The organism is Streptomyces sp. NPDC046881 (assembly GCF_040645015.1).
Taxonomy (GTDB): domain Bacteria; phylum Actinomycetota; class Actinomycetes; order Streptomycetales; family Streptomycetaceae; genus Streptomyces.
The window spans coordinates 8,012-30,610 of the sequence record NZ_JBEYXJ010000100.1 but is presented as its reverse complement, the minus strand read 5'-3'; the positions used below and the strand labels follow the sequence as shown (position 1 = coordinate 30,610).

19 protein-coding genes and 1 tRNA gene are annotated in these 22,599 nt (G+C 69.3%); 3 read left to right on the top strand and 17 right to left on the bottom strand.

The window, feature by feature from the left end:
* Positions 1-44: 44 nt before the first annotated feature.
* The 11 genes from ABZ923_RS32810 to ABZ923_RS32760 all read right to left on the bottom strand — a co-directional run bounded on the left by ABZ923_RS32810 (position 45) and on the right by ABZ923_RS32760 (position 13,939).
* Entirely contained in the window at positions 45-3,944 is a 3,900-nt protein-coding gene (locus ABZ923_RS32810; RefSeq protein WP_361479113.1) for a DNA-directed RNA polymerase subunit beta', read from the bottom strand.
* A 97-nt stretch (positions 3,945-4,041) separates the two neighbouring features.
* Positions 4,042-7,527 (bottom strand): DNA-directed RNA polymerase subunit beta, encoded by a 3,486-nt coding sequence (gene rpoB, locus ABZ923_RS32805; RefSeq protein WP_361479110.1) that lies wholly within the window; start codon positions 7,525-7,527, stop codon positions 4,042-4,044.
* Positions 7,528-8,076: 549 nt separating this feature from the next.
* Positions 8,077-8,466: a 50S ribosomal protein L7/L12 gene (gene rplL, locus ABZ923_RS32800; RefSeq protein ID WP_189978709.1), complete on the bottom strand. Its 390-nt coding sequence runs from the start codon at positions 8,464-8,466 to the stop codon at positions 8,077-8,079.
* A gap of 111 nt (positions 8,467-8,577) precedes the next feature.
* Entirely contained in the window at positions 8,578-9,108 is a 531-nt protein-coding gene (gene rplJ / locus ABZ923_RS32795; RefSeq protein ID WP_014674354.1) for a 50S ribosomal protein L10, read from the bottom strand.
* Between the two features lie 468 nt (positions 9,109-9,576).
* A complete protein-coding gene (locus ABZ923_RS32790) occupies positions 9,577-10,494 on the bottom strand; it encodes a hypothetical protein (protein ID WP_361479106.1) in 918 nt (305 codons plus the stop codon).
* 163 nt (positions 10,495-10,657) lie between these two features.
* The gene (rplA, locus tag ABZ923_RS32785; protein WP_353753412.1) at positions 10,658-11,383 is read right to left on the bottom strand and encodes a 50S ribosomal protein L1; all 726 of its coding nucleotides are present in this window, start codon (positions 11,381-11,383) and stop codon (positions 10,658-10,660) included.
* Between the two features lie 100 nt (positions 11,384-11,483).
* Positions 11,484-11,918: a 50S ribosomal protein L11 gene (rplK, locus tag ABZ923_RS32780; protein WP_031167035.1), complete on the bottom strand. Its 435-nt coding sequence runs from the start codon at positions 11,916-11,918 to the stop codon at positions 11,484-11,486.
* A gap of 131 nt (positions 11,919-12,049) precedes the next feature.
* Positions 12,050-12,499 (bottom strand): hypothetical protein, encoded by a 450-nt coding sequence (locus tag ABZ923_RS32775; protein ID WP_361479103.1) that lies wholly within the window; start codon positions 12,497-12,499, stop codon positions 12,050-12,052.
* 26 nt (positions 12,500-12,525) lie between these two features.
* Entirely contained in the window at positions 12,526-13,392 is an 867-nt protein-coding gene (gene nusG, locus ABZ923_RS32770) for a transcription termination/antitermination protein NusG (protein ID WP_361479100.1), read from the bottom strand.
* Between the two features lie 80 nt (positions 13,393-13,472).
* Positions 13,473-13,760: a preprotein translocase subunit SecE gene (gene secE / locus ABZ923_RS32765; RefSeq protein WP_361479097.1), complete on the bottom strand. Its 288-nt coding sequence runs from the start codon at positions 13,758-13,760 to the stop codon at positions 13,473-13,475.
* Positions 13,761-13,866: 106 nt separating this feature from the next.
* Positions 13,867-13,939, bottom strand: a tRNA-Trp gene (locus ABZ923_RS32760).
* A 260-nt stretch (positions 13,940-14,199) separates the two neighbouring features.
* Here ABZ923_RS32760 and ABZ923_RS32755 point away from each other — a divergent pair.
* Both ABZ923_RS32755 and ABZ923_RS32750 read left to right on the top strand, forming a co-directional pair.
* On the top strand, positions 14,200-15,426 hold the full coding sequence (locus ABZ923_RS32755) for a pyridoxal phosphate-dependent aminotransferase (RefSeq protein WP_361479094.1): 1,227 nt from the start codon (positions 14,200-14,202) through the stop codon (positions 15,424-15,426).
* A gap of 127 nt (positions 15,427-15,553) precedes the next feature.
* A complete protein-coding gene (locus tag ABZ923_RS32750; protein ID WP_361479091.1) occupies positions 15,554-16,594 on the top strand; it encodes an adenosine deaminase in 1,041 nt (346 codons plus the stop codon).
* 27 nt (positions 16,595-16,621) lie between these two features.
* On the opposite strand, the gene ABZ923_RS32745 is transcribed toward ABZ923_RS32750, so the two are convergent.
* Positions 16,622-17,230 carry a helix-turn-helix domain-containing protein gene (locus tag ABZ923_RS32745; RefSeq protein WP_361479088.1) on the bottom strand — a complete coding sequence of 203 codons (609 nt, stop codon included), beginning with the start codon at positions 17,228-17,230 and terminating at the stop codon, positions 16,622-16,624.
* Positions 17,231-17,366: 136 nt separating this feature from the next.
* On the opposite strand from ABZ923_RS32745, the gene ABZ923_RS32740 reads away from it, so the two are divergent.
* Positions 17,367-17,999 (top strand): NAD(P)H-binding protein, encoded by a 633-nt coding sequence (locus ABZ923_RS32740; RefSeq protein ID WP_361479085.1) that lies wholly within the window; start codon positions 17,367-17,369, stop codon positions 17,997-17,999.
* A gap of 34 nt (positions 18,000-18,033) precedes the next feature.
* Here the strand turns inward: ABZ923_RS32740 and ABZ923_RS32735 are convergent, their stop codons facing one another.
* The 5 genes from ABZ923_RS32735 to ABZ923_RS32715 all read right to left on the bottom strand — a co-directional run bounded on the left by ABZ923_RS32735 (position 18,034) and on the right by ABZ923_RS32715 (position 22,426).
* Positions 18,034-19,116 carry a UDP-N-acetylmuramate dehydrogenase gene (locus ABZ923_RS32735; RefSeq protein ID WP_361479082.1) on the bottom strand — a complete coding sequence of 361 codons (1,083 nt, stop codon included), beginning with the start codon at positions 19,114-19,116 and terminating at the stop codon, positions 18,034-18,036.
* A 168-nt stretch (positions 19,117-19,284) separates the two neighbouring features.
* Positions 19,285-20,745, bottom strand: a complete 1,461-nt coding sequence (locus ABZ923_RS32730) for a DHA2 family efflux MFS transporter permease subunit (protein ID WP_361479079.1) — start codon at positions 20,743-20,745, stop codon at positions 19,285-19,287.
* A gap of 83 nt (positions 20,746-20,828) precedes the next feature.
* Positions 20,829-21,398 carry a TetR/AcrR family transcriptional regulator gene (locus tag ABZ923_RS32725; RefSeq protein WP_361479076.1) on the bottom strand — a complete coding sequence of 190 codons (570 nt, stop codon included), beginning with the start codon at positions 21,396-21,398 and terminating at the stop codon, positions 20,829-20,831.
* 139 nt (positions 21,399-21,537) lie between these two features.
* Positions 21,538-21,966 carry a MaoC family dehydratase gene (locus tag ABZ923_RS32720; protein WP_361479073.1) on the bottom strand — a complete coding sequence of 143 codons (429 nt, stop codon included), beginning with the start codon at positions 21,964-21,966 and terminating at the stop codon, positions 21,538-21,540.
* Between the two features lie 7 nt (positions 21,967-21,973).
* Complete coding sequence (locus ABZ923_RS32715) at positions 21,974-22,426, bottom strand: MaoC family dehydratase N-terminal domain-containing protein (RefSeq protein WP_361479070.1); 453 nt, start codon at positions 22,424-22,426, stop codon at positions 21,974-21,976.
* Between the last annotated feature and the right edge of the window lie 173 nt (positions 22,427-22,599).

Here is a 22,599-nt window from a genome sequence, read left to right as displayed (position 1 = left end):
GGCGGCCACCCCGTGGGGTGACCGCCCTTCAGTGGACGTGCGCCTTACTGGTTGTACGGACCGTAGTCGTAGTCCTCCAGCGGAACGGCCTGGCCGGAGCCCGTGCCGAACGGCGAGTAGTCGATGTCGTCGTAGCCGACGGCCGAGTACATCGCGGCCTTGGCCTCCTCGGTCGGCTCCACCCGGATGTTGCGGTAGCGGGACAGACCCGTACCGGCCGGGATGAGCTTACCGATGATGACGTTCTCCTTGAGGCCGATGAGGCTGTCGGACTTGGCGTTGATCGCCGCGTCCGTCAGGACTCGGGTCGTCTCCTGGAAGGAGGCGGCCGACAGCCAGGACTCCGTCGCCAGCGAGGCCTTGGTGATACCCATCAGCTGCGGACGACCGGAGGCCGGGTGACCGCCCTCCTGGACCACACGACGGTTCTCGGTCTCGAACTTCGAGCGCTCGACCAGCTCGCCGGGCAGCAGCTCGGCGTCGCCGGACTCGATGATCGTCACACGGCGCAGCATCTGCCGGATGATGATCTCGATGTGCTTGTCGTGGATCGACACACCCTGCGAGTTGTAGACCTTCTGGACCTCGCCGACCAGGTGGACCTGGACGGCACGCTGGCCCAGGATGCGCAGCACGTCGTGCGGGTTGGTGGCACCCACGGTGAGCTGCTGGCCCACCTCGACGTGGTCGCCCTCGCGGACCAGGACCTTGGCACGCTTCGAGATCGGGTACGCCGTCTCGTCGCTGCCGTCGTCCGGGGTGACGACGATCTTCTTGGTCTTCTCGGTCTCCTCGATCCGCACGCGGCCGGAGGCCTCGGAGATCGGGGCGACACCCTTCGGGGTACGGGCCTCGAAGAGCTCGACGACACGGGGCAGACCCTGGGTGATGTCGTCACCGGCCACACCACCGGTGTGGAAGGTACGCATCGTCAGCTGGGTACCGGGCTCACCGATGGACTGGGCGGCGATGATGCCGACCGCCTCACCGATGTCGACCAGCTTGCCGGTGGCCAGCGAACGGCCGTAGCACATCGCGCAGGTACCGACGGCGGACTCGCAGGTCAGGACCGAGCGGGTCTTGACCTCCTCGACGCCACGGCCGACGAGCTCCTCGATGAGGACGTCGCCCAGGTCGGTGCCGGCCGGGGCCAGCACCTGGCCGTCGACCACGATGTCCTCGGCGAGGCAGCGCGCGTACACGGACGTCTCGACGTCGTCCGCCTTGCGCAGCACGCCGTCGGCGCCGCGCTCGGCGATCCGCAGCTTGAGGCCGCGCTCGGTGCCGCAGTCCTCCTCGCGGATGATGACGTCCTGCGAGACGTCGACCAGACGACGGGTGAGGTAACCCGAGTCGGCGGTACGCAGGGCGGTGTCCGCCAGACCCTTACGGGCACCGTGCGTGGAGATGAAGTACTCCAGCACGGACAGGCCCTCACGGAAGGACGCCTTGATCGGACGCGGGATGGTCTCGTTCTTCGCGTTCGACACCAGACCACGCATACCGGCGATCTGCCGCATCTGCATCATGTTTCCTCGGGCACCCGAGTCAACCATCATGAAGATGGGGTTGGTCTTGGGGAAGTTCTCGTTCATCGCCTCGGCGACCTCGTTGGTCGCCTTGGTCCAGATCGCGATGAGCTCCTGCGTGCGCTCTTCCTTGGTGATCAGACCGCGCTCGTACTGCTTCTGGACCTTCTCGTCCTGCGCCTCGTAGCCGCGGACGATCTCCTTCTTCGCCTCGGGAACGACGACGTCGGAGATGGCCACGGTGACACCGGAACGGGTCGCCCAGTAGAAGCCGGCCGCCTTCAGGTTGTCGAGCGTCGCCGCCACGATGACCTTGGGGTAGCGCTCGGCCAGGTCGTTGACGATCTCGGAGAGCTGCTTCTTGCCCACCGAGTAGTCGACGAACGGGTAGTCCTCGGGCAGCAGCTCGTTGAAGAGCGCGCGGCCCAGGGTGGTGCGCAGACGGAACGAGTCACCCTGCTGCCACTCCGGCTCGCCCTCCTCGCGCGCCGGCGGGGTCCAGCCGCGCGGCGGGATGGTGCCCACCGGGAAGCGGATGTCGATCGGCGACTGCAGCGCGAGCTCGCCGGCGTCGAACGCCATGATCGCCTCGGCCGTGGAGCCGAACGCGCGGCCCTCGCCCTTGGTGTCACGCAGCTCGCCGTCGGTGGTGAGGAAGAACAGACCGAGGACCATGTCCTGGGTCGGCATCGTCACCGGACGGCCGTCGGCCGGCTTGAGGATGTTGTTCGAGGACAGCATCAGGATGCGGGCCTCGGCCTGCGCCTCCGCGGACAGCGGCAGGTGCACGGCCATCTGGTCACCGTCGAAGTCCGCGTTGAACGCGGTGCAGACGAGCGGGTGGATCTGGATGGCCTTGCCCTCGACCAGCTGCGGCTCGAAGGCCTGGATGCCGAGGCGGTGCAGGGTGGGAGCACGGTTCAGCAGCACCGGGTGCTCGGCGATGACCTCTTCGAGGACGTCGTACACGACGGTGCGGCCGCGCTCCACCATGCGCTTGGCGCTCTTGATGTTCTGCGCGTGGTTCAGGTCGACCAGACGCTTCATCACGAACGGCTTGAAGAGCTCCAGCGCCATGGCCTTGGGCAGACCGCACTGGTGCAGCTTCAGCTGCGGGCCGACGACGATGACGGAACGCGCCGAGTAGTCGACTCGCTTACCGAGCAGGTTCTGCCGGAAGCGACCCTGCTTGCCCTTCAGCATGTCGCTGAGGGACTTCAGCGGACGGTTGCCGGGGCCCGTGACCGGGCGACCGCGACGGCCGTTGTCGAAGAGCGCGTCGACGGCCTCCTGGAGCATGCGCTTCTCGTTGTTCACGATGATCTCGGGCGCACCGAGGTCGAGAAGGCGCTTCAGGCGGTTGTTGCGGTTGATCACACGGCGGTACAGGTCGTTCAGGTCGGAGGTCGCGAAGCGGCCACCGTCCAGCTGCACCATCGGACGCAGGTCCGGCGGGATGACCGGGACGCAGTCCAGGACCATGCCCTTGGGGCTGTTGGAGGTCTGCAGGAACGCGGAGACGACCTTCAGCCGCTTGAGGGCACGGGTCTTCTTCTGGCCCTTGCCGGTGCGGATGATCTCGCGGAGCTTCTCGGCCTCCTCCTCGAGGTCGAAGGACTCCAGGCGCTTCTGCAGCGCCGCGGCACCCATCGAACCGTCGAAGTACGTGCCGAAGCGGTCACGCAGCTCGCGGTAGAGCAGCTCGTCGCCCTCCAGGTCCTGGACCTTGAGGTTCTTGAACCGGTTCCACACCTCGTCGAGGCGGTCGATCTCGCGCTGCGCGCGGTCGCGCAGCTGCTTCATCTCGCGCTCGGCACCCTCGCGCACCTTGCGGCGCACGTCGGCCTTGGCGCCCTCGGCCTCCAGCTCGGCCAGGTCGGCCTCGAGCTTCTTGGCGCGGGCCTCCAGGTCGGCGTCCCGGCGGTTCTCGATCTGCTGGCGCTCGACGGAGACGTGCGCCTCCAGGGAGGGCAGGTCGCGGGTACGGCGCTCCTCGTCGACGTACGTGATCATGTACGCCGCGAAGTAGATGACCTTCTCGAGGTCCTTGGGCGCCAGGTCCAGCAGGTAGCCGAGGCGCGACGGGACACCCTTGAAGTACCAGATGTGCGTGACGGGCGCGGCCAGCTCGATGTGGCCCATCCGCTCACGGCGCACCTTGGCGCGCGTGACCTCGACGCCACAGCGCTCGCAGATGATGCCCTTGAAGCGGACGCGCTTGTACTTGCCGCAGTAGCACTCCCAGTCCCGGGTCGGACCGAAGATCTTCTCGCAGAAGAGTCCGTCCTTCTCGGGCTTGAGGGTGCGGTAGTTGATGGTCTCGGGCTTCTTGACCTCGCCGTGGCTCCACTGACGGATGTCGTCAGCGGTGGCCAGGCCGATCCGGAGCTCGTCGAAGAAGTTGACGTCGAGCACTATGCGTCAATCCCTCTCAGGGTCGAAAGTCTGTGGTCTGATACGGGGGCCTGGGGGTCGGCGGGGCCCTGTGGGTGAGGGCCCCGCCGGACTCCCGTCAGACCTCTTCGACGCTGCTCGGCTCGCGCCGGGACAGGTCGATGCCGAGCTCCTCCGCAGCGCGGAAGACGTCCTCGTCGGTGTCGCGCATCTCGATGGACATGCCGTCCGAGGACAGCACCTCCACGTTGAGGCAGAGCGACTGCATCTCCTTGATGAGCACCTTGAAGGACTCGGGGATGCCGGGCTCGGGGATGTTCTCGCCCTTGACGATGGCCTCGTAGACCTTCACGCGGCCGGTGACGTCGTCGGACTTGATGGTCAGCAGCTCCTGGAGGGCGTACGCGGCGCCGTAGGCCTCGAGGGCCCACACCTCCATCTCACCGAACCGCTGGCCACCGAACTGGGCCTTACCACCCAGCGGCTGCTGGGTGATCATCGAGTACGGGCCGGTCGACCGGGCGTGCAGCTTGTCGTCGACCAGGTGGTGCAGCTTGAGGATGTACATGTAGCCGACCGAGATCGGGTCCGGGAACGGCTCACCGCTACGGCCGTCGAACAGCCGCGCCTTACCGGTCGGGAGCACCATGCGCTCGCCGTCCCGGTTCGGGATGGTGTGCTGCAGCAGACCCGCCAGCTCGTCCTCGCGCGCACCGTCGAACACCGGGGTGGCGACGTTGGTGCCGGGGGCGACCTGGTCGGCGCCGATGGCCTGCAGGCGCTGGGCCCACTCGTCGGCGAGGCCGGAGACGTCCCAGCCGCGGCTGGCGAGCCAGCCGAGGTGGATCTCCAGGACCTGTCCCGGGTTCATTCGGGACGGCACACCCAGCGGGTTGAGGATGATGTCGACCGGGGTGCCGTCCTCCAGGAACGGCATGTCCTCGATCGGCAGGATCTTCGAGATGACACCCTTGTTGCCGTGCCGGCCGGCGAGCTTGTCACCGTCGGTGATCTTGCGCTTCTGCGCGACGTAGACGCGGACCAGCTGGTTCACGCCCGGCGGCAGCTCGTCGCCCTCCTCGCGGTCGAAGACGCGCACGCCGATGACCTTGCCGGTCTCGCCGTGCGGCACCTTCAGCGAGGTGTCACGGACCTCACGGGCCTTCTCACCGAAGATCGCGCGCAGCAGGCGCTCCTCGGGGGTCAGCTCGGTCTCACCCTTCGGGGTGACCTTGCCGACGAGGATGTCACCGGCGATGACCTCGGCACCGATGCGGATGATGCCGCGCTCGTCGAGGTCGGCGAGGACCTCCTCGGAGACGTTCGGGATGTCCCGGGTGATCTCCTCGGGGCCGAGCTTGGTGTCACGGGCGTCGACCTCGTGCTCCTCGATGTGGATCGAGGAGAGGACGTCGTCCTGCACGAGGCGCTGCGACAGGATGATCGCGTCCTCGTAGTTGTGACCCTCCCACGGCATGAACGCCACGAGCAGGTTCTTGCCCAGGGCCATCTCGCCGTTCTGGGTGGCCGGGCCGTCGGCGAGGACCTGGCCCTCGACGACGCGGTCGCCCTCGTTGACGATGACCTTCTGGTTGACCGAGGTGCCCTGGTTGGAGCGGGCGAACTTGGCCAGGCGGTACGTGATGTACGTGCCGTCGTCGTTGGCGGTGGTGATGTAGTCCGCGGAGACCTCCTGGACCACACCGGCCTTCTCGGCCTTGACGACGTCGCCGGCGTCGACGGCGGAGCGGTACTCCATGCCGGTACCGACGAGCGGGGCCTCCGACTTAATCAGCGGAACGGCCTGGCGCATCATGTTCGCGCCCATGAGGGCACGGTTGGCGTCGTCGTGCTCGAGGAAGGGGATCATGGCGGTCGCGACCGACACCATCTGGCGCGGCGAGACGTCCATGTAGTCCACGTCCTCGGGGCCGACGTAGTCGACCTCGCCGCCACGACGGCGGACGAGCACGCGGCTCTCCTCGAAACGGAGGTCGTTCGTCAGCGGCGCGTTGGCCTGCGCGATGACGAAGCGGTCCTCCTCGTCGGCGGTCAGGTAGTCCACCTCGTCGGTGACCTGGCCGTCGATGACCTTGCGGTACGGGGTCTCGACGAAGCCGAACGCGTTGACCCGGCCGTAGGAGGCGAGCGAGCCGATCAGACCGATGTTCGGGCCTTCCGGCGTCTCGATCGGGCACATACGGCCGTAGTGCGACGGGTGCACGTCACGGACCTCGAAGCCGGCCCGCTCACGGGAGAGACCACCCGGGCCAAGAGCCGACAGACGGCGCTTGTGGGTGAGACCCGACAGCGGGTTGTTCTGGTCCATGAACTGGGACAGCTGGCTGGTGCCGAAGAACTCCTTGATGGAGGCGACGACCGGCCGGATGTTGATCAGGGTCTGCGGCGTGATCGCCTCGACGTCCTGGGTCGTCATCCGCTCGCGGACGACACGCTCCATACGCGCCAGACCCGTACGGACCTGGTTCTGGATGAGCTCGCCGACGCTGCGCAGACGACGGTTGCCGAAGTGGTCGATGTCGTCGGTCTCGACGACGACCGTCTCGCCGTTGTCACCGGTGGTCTCGGTCTCGCCGGCGTGCAGCTTCACCAGGTACTTGATCGTCGAGATGATGTCCTCGACGGTCAGGATGCCCGCGTCCAGCGGGGTGTCCGTACCCAGCTTCTTGTTGACCTTGTAGCGGCCGACCTTGGCGAGGTCGTAGCGCTTGGGGTTGAAGTAGAGGTTCTCCAGCAGCGTCTGCGCGGCCTCACGCGTGGGGGGCTCGCCCGGACGCAGCTTGCGGTAGATGTCGAGCAGCGCGTCGTCCTGGCCCTGGGTGTGGTCCTTCTCCAGGGTGGCGCGCATCGACTCGTAGTCGCCGAACTCCTCGAGGATCTGCTCGGTCGTCCAGCCGAGCGCCTTCAGCAGCACGGTGACCGACTGCTTGCGCTTGCGGTCGATGCGGACACCGACCATGTCGCGCTTGTCGATCTCCATCTCCAGCCAGGCACCCCGGGACGGGATGATCTTGGCGGAGAAGATGTCCTTGTCGGACGTCTTGTCGATCGAGGAATCGAAGTAGACACCGGGGGAACGGACCAGCTGCGACACCACGACACGCTCGGTGCCGTTGATGACGAAAGTGCCCTTGTTCGTCATGAGCGGGAAGTCGCCCATGAAGACGGTCTGGGACTTGATCTCGCCAGTCTCGTTGTTGGTGAACTCGGCGGTGACGAAGAGCGGGGCGGCGTACGTGAAGTCGCGCTCCTTGCACTCGTCGATCGAGTTCTTCGGCGGCTCGAAGCGGTGGTCCCGGAACGTCAGCGACATCGACCCGGAGAAGTCCTCGATCGGGGAGATCTCCTCGAAGATCTCCTCCAGACCGGACTTGGTGGGGACGTCCTGACCGTTCTCCAGAGCCTCCTCGACCCGAGTCTGCCAGGCGGTGTTGCCGAGCAGCCAGTCAAAGCTCTCGGTCTGCAGCGCGAGCAGGTTCGGAACCTCGAGGGGCTCCTTGATCTTTGCAAAGGAGATGCGCAGCGGGGCGGTGCTGGCGCCGTTGTTCGTATTCGCGGTCGAGGCAGTGCGCGAGGCGGCCAAGAGGGGGTCCTTCCGAGGGCTCGGACTCACTACGCGCGTACCGGTCCCTCTCCCGCACACAGGGACGGAAACCCCAGGTCAGGGGGGCTTCGGTCGACTGTGCTCAAGTGAGGGCAGACCCCTGGTGACGGGCAGGGGACAGCTAACAGGCAGCGCAAAGGGTCAGTGTAGCCACTTGGCACACTGATGTCCAGTGCGGGTTCTGGAAGACCCTCGTTGTCCTCAACGCCCTCTTCAACGCCCTCGGCATACCTGCCCTCAACGCACGTTCATACTGCCCTCTTCGTCGTCGATCCATGCCTCGGATCCGGATCGTTGTGACGACGCGTCCTGAGAATTGCGCGCTGCGTGCGGTTCGTCAAGGGTTCCTTGCCGGAACCGGAGCTCCGGGAGACACGACGAAGATCACCTTACCCCTCACGAACAGAGGTGCAAGGCAGCCCAGCCGGGCCCCGGGGAACGCCGAAGGGCGACCACCCGGATGGATGATCGCCCTTCGGTGCGTTCGCGTTACAGCCCTAGGGGGCCGTTGTGGCGGTCGCGAAGGTCTTACTTGACCTCGACGGACGCGCCCGCGGCCTTGAGGGACTCGGCGGCCTTCTCAGCGGCCTCCTTGTTGACCTTCTCGAGGACCGGCTTCGGGGTGCCGTCGACGAGGTCCTTGGCCTCCTTCAGACCCAGCGAGGTCAGCTCACGCACGACCTTGATGACCTGGATCTTCTTCTCGCCGGCGCCGGTGAGGATGACGTCGAACTCGTCCTTCTCCTCCTCGGCCTCGGCGGCGGCGCCACCAGCGGCACCACCGGCGACGACGACCGGCGCGGCGGCGGCGGCGGTGACGTCGAACTTCTCCTCGAAGGCCTTCACGAACTCGGAGAGCTCGATGAGGGTCATCTCCTCGAACTGGGCGAGCAGGTCTTCCTGGCTGAGCTTCGCCATGATGGCGGTCCTTCCACTCAAATCGGCAGGTGCCGGATGTACTGGGTAAGGCGGGCGTACGTCGGCCCGCTGCGACCCGCGCCGTTGGTGCGGGTCAGAAAGCGAGCCGAATTACTCGGCACCGCCCTGCTCGGCCTGCTTGGCGCGCAGCGCGTCCACGGTGCGGACGAGCTTCGACGGCAGAGCCTGGAAGACGGAGGCAGCCTGGGACTGCTTCGCCTTGAAGGCACCGGCCAGCTTGCTGAGCAGAACCTCGCGGGACTCGAGGTCCGCAAGCTTCTTGATCTCGTCGGCGGAGAGGGCCTTGCCCTCCAGGACACCGCCCTTGATGACGAGATTGGGGTTGTCCTTGGCGAAGTCACGCAGACCCTTCGCCGACTCCACCGGGTCACCGGTGACGAAGGCGACGGCCGTCGGGCCAGCGAAGAGCTGGTCCTCCAGCGTGATCCCGGCCTCCTTGGCCGCAATCTTGGTCAGCGTGTTCTTCACCACGGCGTACTGGGCGTTCTCACCGAGCGACCGGCGCAGCGTCTTGAGCTGCGCCACGGTGAGACCGCGGTACTCGGTCAGCACGGCGGCGTTGGAGCTGCGGAACTTGTCCGTCAGCTCCGCAACCGCGGCAGCCTTGTCGGGCCTCGCCATAGAGCCTCGGCCTCCTTCCGGGTGATTCGGACCGCGCGGACCCGAAGGAGGACTGGGTAAAACGAAACGCCCCGGCGCAGGCGCACGGGGCGGACTCGACCGGCCGCACACGCGCTCGGCGCGCGCACTCCGGGAGTTCTTCCACAGTCACCTGCGCGGGTCGCCCACTTTTCAGCGGATCCTTCGGCCACCGCACCCTCGTTCGAGCGCACGGCAACGACCAGCGGTCTTTGGCTTCTGCAAGAGAGTACGGGACGGGGGCTCCCGCGAGCAAATCGACCGGTTCACGGCCGGACGGCGGGGTGACGGGGCCGGACGAGGCAGGGGCGCCGGGCCCCTGCCCGTCCGTACGGCGCTCCGTGGCGGCCTGGGCGGCGCCGGGCCGCCCGTACCGCCACCGGGCCCGGCCGGGGCCCCTCAGGGCGCCCCAGGCCGGGCCCGGCTCCACGGCACATCCCCCGTGAGACGTCAGGAGCTGGTGCCCGTGCCGCCGGACGCGAGGCCGCCGGACTTCATCATGTCCGCGAAGTCCTTGGTGTCGCTCGCCGGCGGCGCCTCGGCGGTGACCTTCGCGCCGTAGTCGGTGTAGTACGTCGTGTTGGTCATCACGCCGTTGGACGTGTTCGCCTTCTCGGACTTCTTGACCAGCAGGTCCTGGTCGTTGATCCAGATGTCGACGGTGTCGGTGGTGACGCCGGCCTGGCTGAGCTGCTTCTTCAGGGCGGACAGCTGGTCGGCGCTCAGGTTGCTGGTCTTGCCGGCGAGGTCGGCGACGTTCACCGTGCCGGAGTAGTGCGTGGTGTGCGCGCCGGAGACCGTCTCCTCGCCGACCTTCTTGACGTCACCGGAGGCCAGCAGCAGCTTCACGGACTGGTTCGGCGTGGCGTTCTGGATCTGGTCCTTCATGTACGAGCCGGACGCGCCGCCGAGCTTGGCGAGGTCGTCGTAGGAATACTTGATCCAGTGCTTGCCGCCGCCCGCCTGCTGGGCGTAGGCGTCGCTCATGTGCGCGTAGTAGGCGTCCGGCAGGTACCGGGCCTCCATCGACGAGGTGCCGGCCTTCTTCATCATCTCGGCCATCTGGCCGCCGGTGTACGTGATGGTGAGGTTGCCCTTGAGGCCGTCGCCCCAGGTGAGGGCGCCGTTCGCGGTCATCGACATGAGGTCGCCGACCGAGGTCGTGGACCGCACCTTGGCCGAGTCGGCGTTGTCGGTGGACTTCTCGGCGGAGCGCAGGGCCGCGATGGGGCTGACGTGCGTCACCGTCTTGCCGGCCGCCTTGCCGCCGTCCTTGTCGGAGTCGGAGGAGCCGCAGGCGGCCACCCCGGTCAGCGCGGCCACGACCGCTATGGAAAGACCCGCCCTGCGCACGGTAGTGCTGTTCATCTACTCCCACCCCTATTGCATGTCGCGTGCCTGCACCGTAATCCAGGCCACTGACAGTCGTACGAAAGGTCGCACACAGAAAGGACGGGCCCGGAACCTACAAGGTTCCAGGGCCCGCCCTTTTTACGCGTCCCTGACGCGGCTGCTGCTCCGAGCCTCAGGCTCAGACGGCGGCCGGGTCCTCCTCGACGAGGAGGTTGCGGGTGCGGTTCGGGTCGACCGGGATGCCGGGGCCCATGGTGGTGCTGACCGCGGCCTTCTTGATGTAGCGGCCCTTGGCGGCGGACGGCTTCAGACGGAGGATCTCCTCCAGCGCGGCGCCGTAGTTCTCCACCAGCTTGGCGTCGTCGAAGGACGCCTTGCCGATGATGAAGTGCAGGTTCGAGTGCTTGTCGACGCGGAACTCGATCTTGCCGCCCTTGATGTCGGTGACGGCCTTGGCGACGTCGGGGGTGACGGTGCCGGTCTTCGGGTTCGGCATCAGACCACGCGGGCCGAGGACGCGGCCGAGGCGGCCGACCTTGCCCATGAGGTCCGGGGTGGCGACGACGGCGTCGAAGTCCAGACGGCCCTTCGCCACCTCGTCGATCAGCTCGTCGGCGCCGACGATGTCGGCGCCCGCGGCACGCGCGGCCTCGGCACGGTCGCCGGTCGCGAAGACCAGGACCCGGGCGGTCTTACCGGTGCCGTGCGGGAGGTTCACGGTGCCACGGACCATCTGGTCGGCCTTGCGCGGGTCGACACCCAGACGGAAGGCGACCTCGACGGTGGAGTCGAACTTGGTCGTGGAGGTCTCCTTGGCGAGACGGACGGCCTCGAGCGGGGCGTAGAGCTTCTCCCGGTCGACCTTGGCGTCCGCAGCGCGGAGAGCCTTGCTGCGCTTGCTCACAACTTGCTCCTGTGTGTTCTGAAAGGAGTCGTGGTATCCGGGCCGAGCAGGCCCTGCCACGTGCGACCGGCTACGGCCGCATGGACTGCTGGGGGTGGGTTCAGCCCTCGACCGTGATGCCCATGGAGCGGGCGGTGCCGGCGATGATCTTCGACGCGGCGTCCAGGTCGTTCGCGTTGAGGTCGGGCATCTTGGTCTGGGCGATCTCGCGGACCTGCGCCTCAGTGATCTTGGCGACCTTGGTCTTGTGCGGCTCGCCGGAGCCCTTCTCGACACCCGCGGCCTTGAGGATCATCTTCGCGGCCGGCGGCGTCTTGGTGACGAAGGTGAAGGAGCGATCCTCGTAGACCGTGATCTCCACCGGGATGACCCAGCCACGCTGCGACTCGGTCGCGGCGTTGTAGGCCTTGCAGAACTCCATGATGTTGACGCCGTGCTGACCGAGCGCGGGGCCGACCGGCGGAGCGGGGTTCGCCGCACCGGCGTTGATCTGGAGCTTGATGAGCCCCGTGACCTTCTTCTTCTTGGGAGGCATGCTCTCTCCGGGTCCTTACTGAGAGGTTGAGCCATCCGCGCCTTGGACCTGCACCCATGGGGGCAAGATCACACAGATGGCATACCGCACCACGATAGCCGCTGTCCCCACCAGACAAGAAATCGCGCTGGTCAGGCGGCTTGCGCGGGGCCTTGAGGCCGTCGGCCACGCAGGTACACGGCTGCGGCCCACAGGGTGATCGCGGTCGCTCCGCCCGGTACGGCGAGCAGCGCGGCCACGGTGCCGCGTCCGGTGTCCTCGGCGAGCACGACCCGCCGCGGCTCCCCGGGCGCGTGCCGTACCTCCACGGTGTCACCTTCGGCGTGCCCACGCGCGCGCGTGCCGAGCGGGAGGGCGGCCGTCACCTCCTCACCGGCCAGCGGGAAGGTGACGCTGCACCGGCCGAGGACGCACGTGCCGCCGTGGAAGGTGGCCGTGGCCGGCTCCGCGTCCCGCAGTTCGCTGCGCAGCCAGGCCGCCGGGAGGCACAGGGCGTACACCGCCGCCAGCAGTACGAGGGCGGCCGCGGCGCCGAGGGCGGCGGGCCGTACACGGCGAGAGCGCCCCGGCCCGGTGCTCACCGGCGGGGCGCTCTCGGCAGACGTGTTCAGTTCTTCTGGATCTGGTCGAAGGACAGCTCGACCGGGGTCTCGCGGCCGAAGATCTCGACCAGGCCCTTGACCTTCTTGGAGTCGGGGTTGATCTCGTTGATGGTCGCCTGGAGCGTGGCGAACGGGCCGTCGGTGACGGTGACCGAGTCGCCGACCTCGAAGTCCAGGACCTGGACCTCGACCTTGCGCTGCGGGGCGGGCTTGCCCTCGGCCTCGGCGGCCTCGCGGGCGGCCTTCTCCTCGGCCTCCGGGGCGAGCATCTTGACGATCTCGTCCAGGGTCAGCGGGTACGGGTCGTAGGCGTTGCCGACGAAGCCGGTGACGCCCGGGGTGTTGCGGACGACGCCCCAGGACTCGTTGGTCAGGTCCATGCGGACCAGGACGTAACCCGGCAGCTTGTTCTGCTTGATCGTCTTGCGGTCGCCGTTCTTGATCTGGACGACCTCTTCCTGCGGCACCTCGGCCTGGAAGATGTAGTCCTCGACGTTCAGCGAGACGGCGCGCTGCTCCAGGTTGGTCTTCACGCGGTTCTCGTAGCCGGCGTAGGTGTGGATGACGTACCACTCGCCGGGCAGGGTGCGCAGTTCCTCGCGCAGGGCCTGGACCGGGTCCACCGGGGCGGCCGGCTCCTCCTCGGCGGCCTCCTCGCCGGCCTCGGCGACGGCGGCCTCCTCGTCGGCCTCATCGTCCTCGTCCTCGACGTGCAGGGCGGCCTCCTCGGCCGGCTCACCCGCCTCGGCCTCGGCAGCCTCGAACTCGTCCTGCTCGTCCGCGCCCTCGACGATGTCGAGCTCGTCATCCACCGTCTCGGCAGCCAGCCCGCGGGGCTCAATGGCGTCGTCGTTCAGGTTCGGGTCAGACACGATGGCTGCTTCTTCCTGGATACATAGGGGTGGAACATGCGAAAACGGGCGCCGGTGCCACGGCGCCCTTCGCTCTTGGCTCAGCCGAAGACGTACTTGGCCGCGTGGTTGAGCCCATAGTCAATCACGGTCACCAGGGCGATCATGATGACGACGAAGAAGATCACCACGGTGGTGTACGAGGTCAGCTGGTTGCGCGTCGGCCAGACGACCTTGCGGAGTTCCGCGATGATCTGGCGGTAGAAGGTGGCCAGGCGCTTGAGCGGGCCCTTCTTGGCACGCTTGCCGCCCTTGCGGACCTTCTTCTTGGACTCGGGCACCTCGTCCTGGGCATCAGGCGTGTCGATGGAGCCCACGGCGTCCGTCATTGTCCTCACCTGGTCCCGGGTCGTGGCCGTGCCGCGCCCGGTTTCTGAGCCGCACGGCGGTGCATTGCTGTACGTACATGCGCACACATCCTGGCGGTGTGTGTAGCAGGGCCGGAGGGACTTGAACCCCCAACCGCCGGTTTTGGAGACCGGTGCTCTACCAATTGAGCTACGACCCTTTGTGTGTCCCCCAACGTACCGCATCCGACCGGGTGCTCGGTGTGCACCGGCTCGGGCGCGGCTGCTGAAGGCCAACGAGGTGAGAGTGTACGTGGTCCTCGGCCCGGCGTCGAACAGAAAGCGCCCGTCCGGGGGCGCCTGGCCAAAGATCGTCCTGGCCGGAGGCCGGATTCGGACCCGTGTTCACGCCTCGACCCTTCCTGTTCAGTCTGTGAAACCAGTGTGCCGGGCGCATTTCCGGTCTGGAACGATGGGCCGTATGAGCGCTGCAACCCCTCCCACCGAGCGCCGGGTCTCCGCCCGAGTCGGCGCGATCTCCGAGTCCGCCACCCTCGCCGTGGACGCCAAGGCGAAGGCCCTGAAGGCCGCCGGGCGTCCGGTGATCGGCTTCGGCGCCGGTGAGCCCGACTTCCCGACCCCGGACTACATCGTCGAGGCGGCCGTCGAGGCCTGCAAGAACCCCAAGTACCACCGCTACACCCCGGCCGGCGGCCTGCCCGAGCTGAAGGCCGCCATCGCCGCGAAGACGCTGCGCGACTCCGGCTGGGAGCCGGACGTCTCCCAGATCCTCGTCACCAACGGCGGCAAGCAGGCCATCTACGAGGCGTTCGCCGCGATCCTCGACCCGGGCGACGAGGTCATCGTCCCGGCGCCGTACTGGACGACGTACCCGGAGTCGATCCGCCTGGCCGGCGGTGTCCCGGTCGAGGTCGTCGCCGACGAGACGACCGGCTACCGGGTCTCGGTGGAGCAGCTGGAGGCGGCGCGCACGGAGAAGACGAAGGTCGTCCTCTTCGTCTCCCCCTCCAACCCGACCGGTGCGGTGTACTCCGAGGCCGAGACCGAGGCGATCGGCCGCTGGGCCGCCGAGCACGGCCTGTGGGTGCTCACCGACGAGATCTACGAGCACCTCGTCTACGGCGACGCGGTCTCGGTGTCCCTGCCGGCGCTCCTGCCCGAGCTGCGGGACAAGTGCATCGTGGTCAACGGCGTGGCGAAGACGTACGCCATGACCGGCTGGCGGGTCGGCTGGGTCATCGGCCCGAAGGACGTCGTCAAGGCCGCGACCAACCTCCAGTCGCACGCCACGTCGAACGTCTCCAACGTCGCCCAGGCGGCCGCGCTGGCCGCCGTCTCCGGTGGCCTGGAGGCCGTGGCGACCATGCGTGAGGCCTTCGACCGGCGCCGCAAGACGATCGTCCGGATGCTCAACGAGATCGACGGCGTGGTCTGCCCGGAGCCCGAGGGCGCCTTCTACGCCTACCCCTCGGTCAAGGCGCTGCTCGGCAAGGAGATCCGCGGCAAGCGCCCGCAGGACACCGTCGAGCTGGCCGCGCTGATCCTGGAGGAGGCCGAGGTCGCGGTCGTCCCGGGCGAGGCCTTCGGCACCCCGGGCTACCTGCGGCTGTCGTACGCGCTCGGCGACGAGGACCTCGTCGAGGGCGTGAGCCGGATGCAGAAGCTGCTGGCGGAGGCCCGGGACTAGTTCCCGGCGTCCACGCGCGCGTGCGGGCCGTTTCCCTCCGGGGAGGCGGCCCGCTTCTGTGTGCGAGCAAGACCACGAAAGGGGAAACGGCTACCGGGACGGCGGTGGCGTACGGCAGGATCTGGGAATGGAGCGTGTACGTGATCTCTCTGAGCTGCCGAAAGCCCATCTGCACCTGCACTTCACCGGCTCGATGCGGCCGGCGACGGTCCTGGAACTGGCTGACAAGTACGGCGTCCGTCTGCCCGACGCGCTGACGGAGGCGCTGACCAGCGGGGAACCGCCGAAGCTGCGGGCCACGGACGAGCGGGGCTGGTTCCGTTTCCAGCGGCTGTACGACGCGGCGCGCTCCTGCCTGCGCGAGCCGGAGGACATCCGGCGCCTGGTCCGGGAGGCCGCCGAGGAGGACCTGAAGGACGGTTCGGGCTGGCTGGAGATCCAGGTGGACCCGACGTCGTACGCGCCCCGGCTGGGCGGTCTGATCCCGGCCCTGGAGATCATCCTGGACGCGGTGGAGACGACGTCCCGGGAGACCGGTCTCGGCATGCGGGTGCTGGTCGCCGCGAACCGGATGAAGCACCCGCTGGACGCGCGCACGCTGGCCCGGCTGGCGGTGCGGTACGCGGACCGGGGCGTGGTCGGCTTCGGGCTCTCCAACGACGAGCGGCGGGGCATGGCGCGGGACTTCGACCGGGCGTTCCACATCGCGCGGGAGGGCGGTCTGCTGTCGGCGCCGCACGGCGGTGAGCTGACCGGCCCGGCGTCGGTCCGGGACTGCCTGGACGACCTGCACGCCGCGCGGATCGGGCACGGGGTGCGCGCGGCCGAGGACCCGCGGCTGCTGAAGCGGCTGGCCGACCGGGGCGTGACCTGCGAGGTGTGCCCGGCCTCGAACGTGGCGCTCGGTGTGTACGAGAAGCCGGAGGACGTCCCGCTGCGCACGCTCTTCGAGGCGGGCGTCCCGATGGCCCTCGGCGCCGACGACCCGCTGCTGTTCGGCTCCCGGCTGGCCGCCCAGTACGAGATCGCCCGCACCGCGCACGGTTTCACGGACGCCGAGCTGGCGGAGCTGGCCCGGCAGTCGGTGCGCGGTTCGACCGCCCCTGAGGAAGTCAAGGCGCGGCTGCTGGCCGGCGTGGACGACTGGCTGGCCCGCCCGGCGGTCTGACGGGTCCCGGCCGGACGGTGGCGGCCCTCAGGGCCGGTCCGCCACGGAGATTCCGCCCAGCAGGGTCCGGACGAGCCGGCTGGCGAACGCGTCCACGGGCGGGCGTTCGCCGCTCTCGGTGGCGTCGTAGGCGAAGGCGCGCTGTGCGCAGGCCCCCAGGAGGAGGGAGGCGGCGGCGTAGGTGTCGGCGTCGGCGCGGACCCGGCCGGCGGCCTGTTCGGCGCGGAGGTAGGCGTCCAGGCCCTCGAGGGGCAGGTGCGGGCCGGAGCCGAGGGTGCGCAGGGCGTCGTCGTGGCGGCGTTTGAGCTGGGTCTCGGCGTACAGGGAGGCGGCGATCGGGAAGCTCTGCTCGTAGAAGAGCGCGGCCTGGCGGGCGATCTCGGTGAGGTTCTCCTCCAGTGTGCCGCGGCCCGTGCCGGCGACGAGGCTGTCCAGCAGCGGGGTGAGCCGGGGCAGGCGCTCGGTGAGGACCCGCACGAACAGCTCTTCCTTGCTGTCGAAGTACTTGTAGAGGGCCGCTTCGGAGCAGCCGGCCGCGCGGGCGATCTCCTTGGTGGTGGCGCGGGCGAGTCCGACGGTCAGCATCAGCTCGTGGGCGGCGTCGAGGATGCGGACCCGTGCGGGCTTCGTCTCCATGGGGCTCCAATCGGGCCTTGACGGGTGAGTGAATGCTTACTCACTCTAGACGGGCACAGGGTGAGTGAGTACTCACCCACCACCTTGCCGCCGGAGAGTCGCGGCGGGAGTCGCGGCCAGAAAGTCGGTAGTCACCATGAAGCTCACTGTTTTCGGCGCCACCGGAGGGATCGGCCGGGAGCTGGTCCGCCAGGCCCTGGACGCCGGTCACGAGGTCACGGCGGTCGTCCGCGACCCGGCCCGGCTCGCCGTCACCGGTGACCGCCTGGAGGTCGTCCGCAGCGGCCTGACCGACCCGGAGGCGCTGCGCGGCGCGGTCCGGGGCCGGGACGCGGTCCTGTCCGGCCTGGGCGCGCGCAACCGCAGGGACGCGGGGGTGGCGACCCGGCTGACCCGTACGGTCCTCGCCGCCATGGAGGCGGAGGGCGTCCGCCGGCTGCTGGTGGTCAGCGCCGGCCCGGTCGGCCCGGCCCCGGTGGGCGACGGTCCCCTGGACCGCGGGGTGCGGGGCCTGGTGTCGGCGGTCTTGAGGGACGTCTACGCCGACCTGCGCGCGATGGAGGCCGAGCTGGCCCGCAGCGGCACGGACTGGACGTCCGTACGGCCGCCCCGCCTGCAGGACAAGCCGCTCACCGGCCGTTACCGCACCGTCGTCGGCGGCTTCCCGCCCCGGGGCCGCTTCATCGCGCGCGCGGACGTCGCGCACGCGATGCTGTCGATGATCGACGCCGGGGAGACCCTGAAGCAGGGGGTGGGGGTGGCCTACTGAGCCGGCGGCCGGCCCTGCCGCCGGCCGGTCCGCGCTACGGCTGGAGGCTCACGCCCACCGTCACCGGCTCGTTGACCAGCGTGATCCCGAAGGCCTCGCGGACCCCGGCGACCACCTCGCGGGCCAGGGCCAGCAGGTCCTCCGTGGTGGCGCCGCCCCGGTTGGTGAGGGCGAGGGTGTGCTTGGTGGAGATGCGCGCGGGGCCGCTGCCGTAGCCCTTGGTGAAGCCCGCCTTGTCGATCAGCCAGGCCGCGGAGGTCTTCCTGCGGCCCTCCCCCGCCGGGTAGGCGGGCGGCTCGACGCCGTCGCCCAGCCGCTCGCGCACACGCGCGTGGAAGGCGGCGAACTGCTCCTCGGTGAGGATCGGGTTGGTGAAGAAGGACCCGGCCGACCAGGTGTCGTGGTCCTCGGCGTCCAGCACCATGCCCTTGCCGGCGCGCAGCTTCAGCACGGTCTCGCGCGCGTCGGCCAGCGGCACCCGGTCGCCGGGCTCCACCCCCAGGGCGCGGGCCGCCTCGGCGTACCGGACCGGCGCGGACAGCCCGCCCGCGTCCTCCAGCTCGAATCGGACCCGGAGCACGACATAGCGCTCGGGATCGGCCTTGAAGCGGCTGTGCCGGTACGAGAAGGCGCACTCCTCGTTCGTCAGCGTGACGGTCTCGCCGGCCCGCCGGTCGTACGCGATCACCTCCGTGATCGTCGAGGAGACCTCCTGGCCGTAGGCGCCGACGTTCTGGATCGGCGTGGCGCCCGCGGATCCGGGGATGCCGGCCAGGCACTCGATCCCGGCGAGCCCGGCCTCCACGGTGCGGGCGACGGCGTCGGTCCACACCTCGCCGGCCGCCAGCTCCAGGGTGCTGCCGCGCAGTTCGACCCCGCGCGTGGCGATGCGCAGGGCGGTGCCGTCGAAGCCCTTGTCGCCGATGACCAGGTTCGATCCCCCGCCGATGACCAGCAGCGGTGTCCCGCTGTCGTCGGCCTCACGGACGGCGGCGATCACCTCGGCGTCGGTCGTGGCGGTCACCAGCCGGGTCGCGGGGCCGCCCAGCCGGAAGGTGGTCAGCGGGGCAAGGGGGGCATCGTGGAGTACCTGCACGCGCCCAAGACTACGAGACACCTCCGACAGCCCCGCGCCCGCACCTCGCCCCACGGGCCGGACGCCGGCACGTGAACCACGCGGACCCGCAAAGGCACGCACGCGCGCGTGGACCGTCGGAGGTACGGACGGTCCACGCGCGCGTGCGCGGTGCTGCCGGCCGGATATGTCACGTCCGCCGGGGCCGGATCAGCGGGAGGCGGTTTCGAGGACCGGCTCGGGTGCCTGTCCGGCCGCCGTGGCGGGCTGTCCGGCGCCGCGGCGGGCGGGGATCACCAGGGCCGCGACCGCGGCCAGGGCGACCACCGCCGAGCCGGTGACCAGGGCCGGCCGCAGGCCGTCCACGAAGCTCTGCGCGGACTCGTAGCCGCCCTGCGCCGAGAAGATCGACGACATGACCGCGATGCCGAGCGCGCCGCCCACCTCGCGCAGCGCGTTGTTCGCGCCGGAGGCGATGCCCTGCTCCTGCGGGCGGACGCTGGACATGACCAGGTTCGCGGCCGGTGCGAAGTACAGGGCCATGCCGACCCCGCTGATGATCAGGGCGGGCAGCTGCACGGCGTAGGAGGCGTCGGCGGTGGCCACCCAGGCCATGTAGCCGAGGCCGGCGGCCTGCAGGAACAGGCCCGCTGCGACGACCGGCCGGCCGCCGATCCGGTCGGAGAGGATGCCGGCGACGGGGGCGACGAGCATCGGCATGCCGGTCCACGGCAGCATCCGCAGCCCCGCCTCGGTGGGCGAGTAGCCGAGGACGCCCTGCATGTACTGGCTGAGCAGGAAGATCGAGCCGAACATGCCGACGAACATCAGCAGGCTGGCCGCGTTGATGCCGGCGAAGGCCCGCGAGCGGAACAGCCGCATCGGCAGCATCGGGGCGGCCGCGCGGGAGCTGTAGCCGACGAAGCCCGCCAGCAGCGCCCCGCCCGCGCTCAGCGCGGTGAGCACCACGGGGTCGGTCCAGCCGTCGGCGGGGCCGCGGACCAGGCCGTAGACGATCCCGAAGAGCCCGCCGCTGGCGAGCAGCGTGCCGGGTATGTCGAGCCGGGCGCCGGCGCCGTACGACTCGGCCAGGCGCAGCCGGGCGAGCGGCAACGCGGCCAGCCCGAGCGGGACGTTCAGCCAGAAGATCCAGTGCCAGGAGACGTGCTCGGTGAGGCTGCCGCCGATGAGCGGCCCGGAGGCGACGGCGAGCCCGTTGACGGCGCCCCAGATGCCGTACACCGTGCCGCGCCTGGCGGCGGGCACGGCCGCGGTCAGCAGGGTCAGCGTGAGCGGCATCATCACGGCCGCGCCGACGCCCTGGACGGCTCGGGCGGCGATCAGGGAGCCGATGCCCGGTGCCATGGCCGCGGCGGCGGAGGCGCCGGTGAACACGGCGAGTCCGGCGATGAAGAGCCGGCGGCGGCCGAAGCGGTCGCCGAGCGCGGCGCCGAACATCAGCAGGACGGCGAAGGTGAGCGTGTAGGCGCTCACGGTCCACTCCAGGTCGTCCAGCGCCCCGCCGAGGTCCTCCCGGATGGAGGGCAGGGCGGTGGTGACGACGAGGTTGTCCAGGGCCGCCATGAAGCCGGCGACGCTGGTGATGACGAGAGCCCACACCGCCCGCGCGCGGGATGTGGTGGTGCCGGATGGTGCTGTCTGCTGTGACATCGCTCCCCCAGTGGGTGATGACTAGTTAGTTATTGATGACTAACTTTTGCGGCCGTGAAAAAGGCCGCCCCTCCCTGCCGCGCTCACGCCTCCGGGCGCTGCTTGAGCCGGGCCGACGGGTACAGGCCCTCCCACACCCGGTGCTCAGGCGGAAAACCCATGGCCACCAGGCAGTTGATGAGCATCCCGTACGCCATGAAGACGGTGGTTTCGGTGACGTCCGCGCCGAGCGGCAGGTGCACGGTGTCCCACAACCGCATCCAGCCGGCCCGCACCTTCTCGCCGAACTCGCGGTCGCCCTCCTCCTCGGCCGCCGACACGGCGACGTACATCTGCATCTGCATCAGCAGCCGCTCGGGCCGCTCCGCGATGACCTTGGTGTACGCGTTCGCCATGGCGTGCAGGGCCTCTTCGCCCCGCAGCCCCTTCGAGGCCTCCTCGAAGGTCCGGATGGTGTCCTCCACACAGCGTTCGGCCACCGCGAGGAAGATCGCCTTCTTGCCCGGGAAGAGCCGGAACAGGTACGGCTGCGAGACACCGACCCGCTTGGCGATCGCCTCCGTGGAGGTGCCGTGGTATCCGCCGCGCGCGAACTCGGCGGTCGCGGCGCGGATGACGCTTTCGCGCCGCTCCTCTGCGCTCATCCTGGGCATGCGAGTAAGTTAGTACTCAATCACTAACTTGGTCAAGGGTGCCGTCGGGAGGTACGCGTAAGGGCGCACCGCCTGGGGGGGACGTACGCGTAAGGGGCGCCCCGCCTGGAGAACGCCCCTTACTTCCGCACCACGGCCGTCAGGCGAGTCGTACGACCGCCCGGGACATGCCCAGCACCTTCTGGCCGCCGCTCATGGCCGTCAGGTCCACCCGCACGGTGTTGTCGTCCAGCTTGGCCGCAACCTTGCCGCTGACCTCGATCAGGGCACCCTGGTCGTCGTTCGGGACCACGACGGGCTTGGTGAAGCGGACCCCGTACTCCACGACCGCGCCCGGGTCCCCGGTCCAGTCGGTGACCACGCGGATCGCCTCGGCCATGGTGAACATGCCGTGCGCGATGACGTCCGGCAGGCCCACCTCCTTGGCGAACTTCTCGTTCCAGTGGATGGGGTTGAAGTCCCCGGAGGCGCCCGCGTAGCGCACCAGCGTCTCGCGGGTCACAGGGAAGGTCTGGGCCGGCAGCTCGGTGCCGACCTCGACGTCGTCGTACGCGATCTTCGCCGTCATCGGGTCCTCACGCCTCCTCGGCCGCACGGGCCACGAGCTTGGTCCAGGCGGTCACGACGTGTTCGCCGGCCTCGTCGTGCACCTCACCGCGGATGTCCAGGATGTCGTTGCCCGCGAGGGACTTGATGCCCTCGATCGTGGAGGTGACCGTGAGCCGGTCGCCGGCGCGCACCGGGCGGGCGTAGGCGAACTTCTGGTCGCCGTGCACCACGCGGCTGTAGTCCAGCCCGAGCTGCGGGTCCTGGACGACCTGCCCGGCGGCCCGGAAGGTGATGGAGAACACGAAGGTCGGCGGGGCGATCACATCGGGGTGGCCGAGCGCCTTGGCGGCCTCGGGGTCCGTGTAGACCGGGTTGGTCTCGCCCACCGCCTCGGCGAACTCGCGGATCTTCTCCCGGCCCACCTCGTAGGGCGCGGTGGGCGGGTAGGTCCGTCCCACGAAGGACTGGTCGAGCGCCATGGCCCGGCACCTCCTGATCTCTGCTGTGATGGCCCCAAATTAGCGGGAAACCGGTCATGGAATGCGCACGGGGCCGACGAGGCACCGTGGGCGACGGACCGCGTAAAACGCCGTGGGGGGGGGCCCCCCCGCGGGGGGGGGCGCGGCCGGCCGCGCCGGTTTTTTATGTTTGC

Excerpts from the sequence above, each read along its gene's own strand:
- ABZ923_RS32750 (WP_361479091.1), top strand. The coding sequence starts at position 15,554 with ATGGAGCGTGTACGTGATCTCTCTGAGCTGCCGAAAGCCCATCTGCAC.
- rplK (WP_031167035.1), bottom strand. The coding sequence starts at position 11,918 with ATGCCTCCCAAGAAGAAGAAGGTCACGGGGCTCATCAAGCTCCAGATC.
- ABZ923_RS32720 (WP_361479073.1), bottom strand. The coding sequence starts at position 21,966 with ATGACGGCGAAGATCGCGTACGACGACGTCGAGGTCGGCACCGAGCTG.
- ABZ923_RS32790 (WP_361479106.1), bottom strand. The coding sequence starts at position 10,494 with ATGAACAGCACTACCGTGCGCAGGGCGGGTCTTTCCATAGCGGTCGTG.
- rplL (WP_189978709.1), bottom strand. The coding sequence starts at position 8,466 with ATGGCGAAGCTCAGCCAGGAAGACCTGCTCGCCCAGTTCGAGGAGATG.
- rplJ (WP_014674354.1), bottom strand. The coding sequence starts at position 9,108 with ATGGCGAGGCCCGACAAGGCTGCCGCGGTTGCGGAGCTGACGGACAAG.
- secE (WP_361479097.1), bottom strand. The coding sequence starts at position 13,760 with ATGACGGACGCCGTGGGCTCCATCGACACGCCTGATGCCCAGGACGAG.
- ABZ923_RS32730 (WP_361479079.1), bottom strand. The coding sequence starts at position 20,745 with ATGTCACAGCAGACAGCACCATCCGGCACCACCACATCCCGCGCGCGG.
- ABZ923_RS32715 (WP_361479070.1), bottom strand. The coding sequence starts at position 22,426 with ATGGCGCTCGACCAGTCCTTCGTGGGACGGACCTACCCGCCCACCGCG.
- ABZ923_RS32725 (WP_361479076.1), bottom strand. The coding sequence starts at position 21,398 with ATGCCCAGGATGAGCGCAGAGGAGCGGCGCGAAAGCGTCATCCGCGCC.
- ABZ923_RS32755 (WP_361479094.1), top strand. The coding sequence starts at position 14,200 with ATGAGCGCTGCAACCCCTCCCACCGAGCGCCGGGTCTCCGCCCGAGTC.
- ABZ923_RS32745 (WP_361479088.1), bottom strand. The coding sequence starts at position 17,230 with ATGGAGACGAAGCCCGCACGGGTCCGCATCCTCGACGCCGCCCACGAG.
- ABZ923_RS32740 (WP_361479085.1), top strand. The coding sequence starts at position 17,367 with ATGAAGCTCACTGTTTTCGGCGCCACCGGAGGGATCGGCCGGGAGCTG.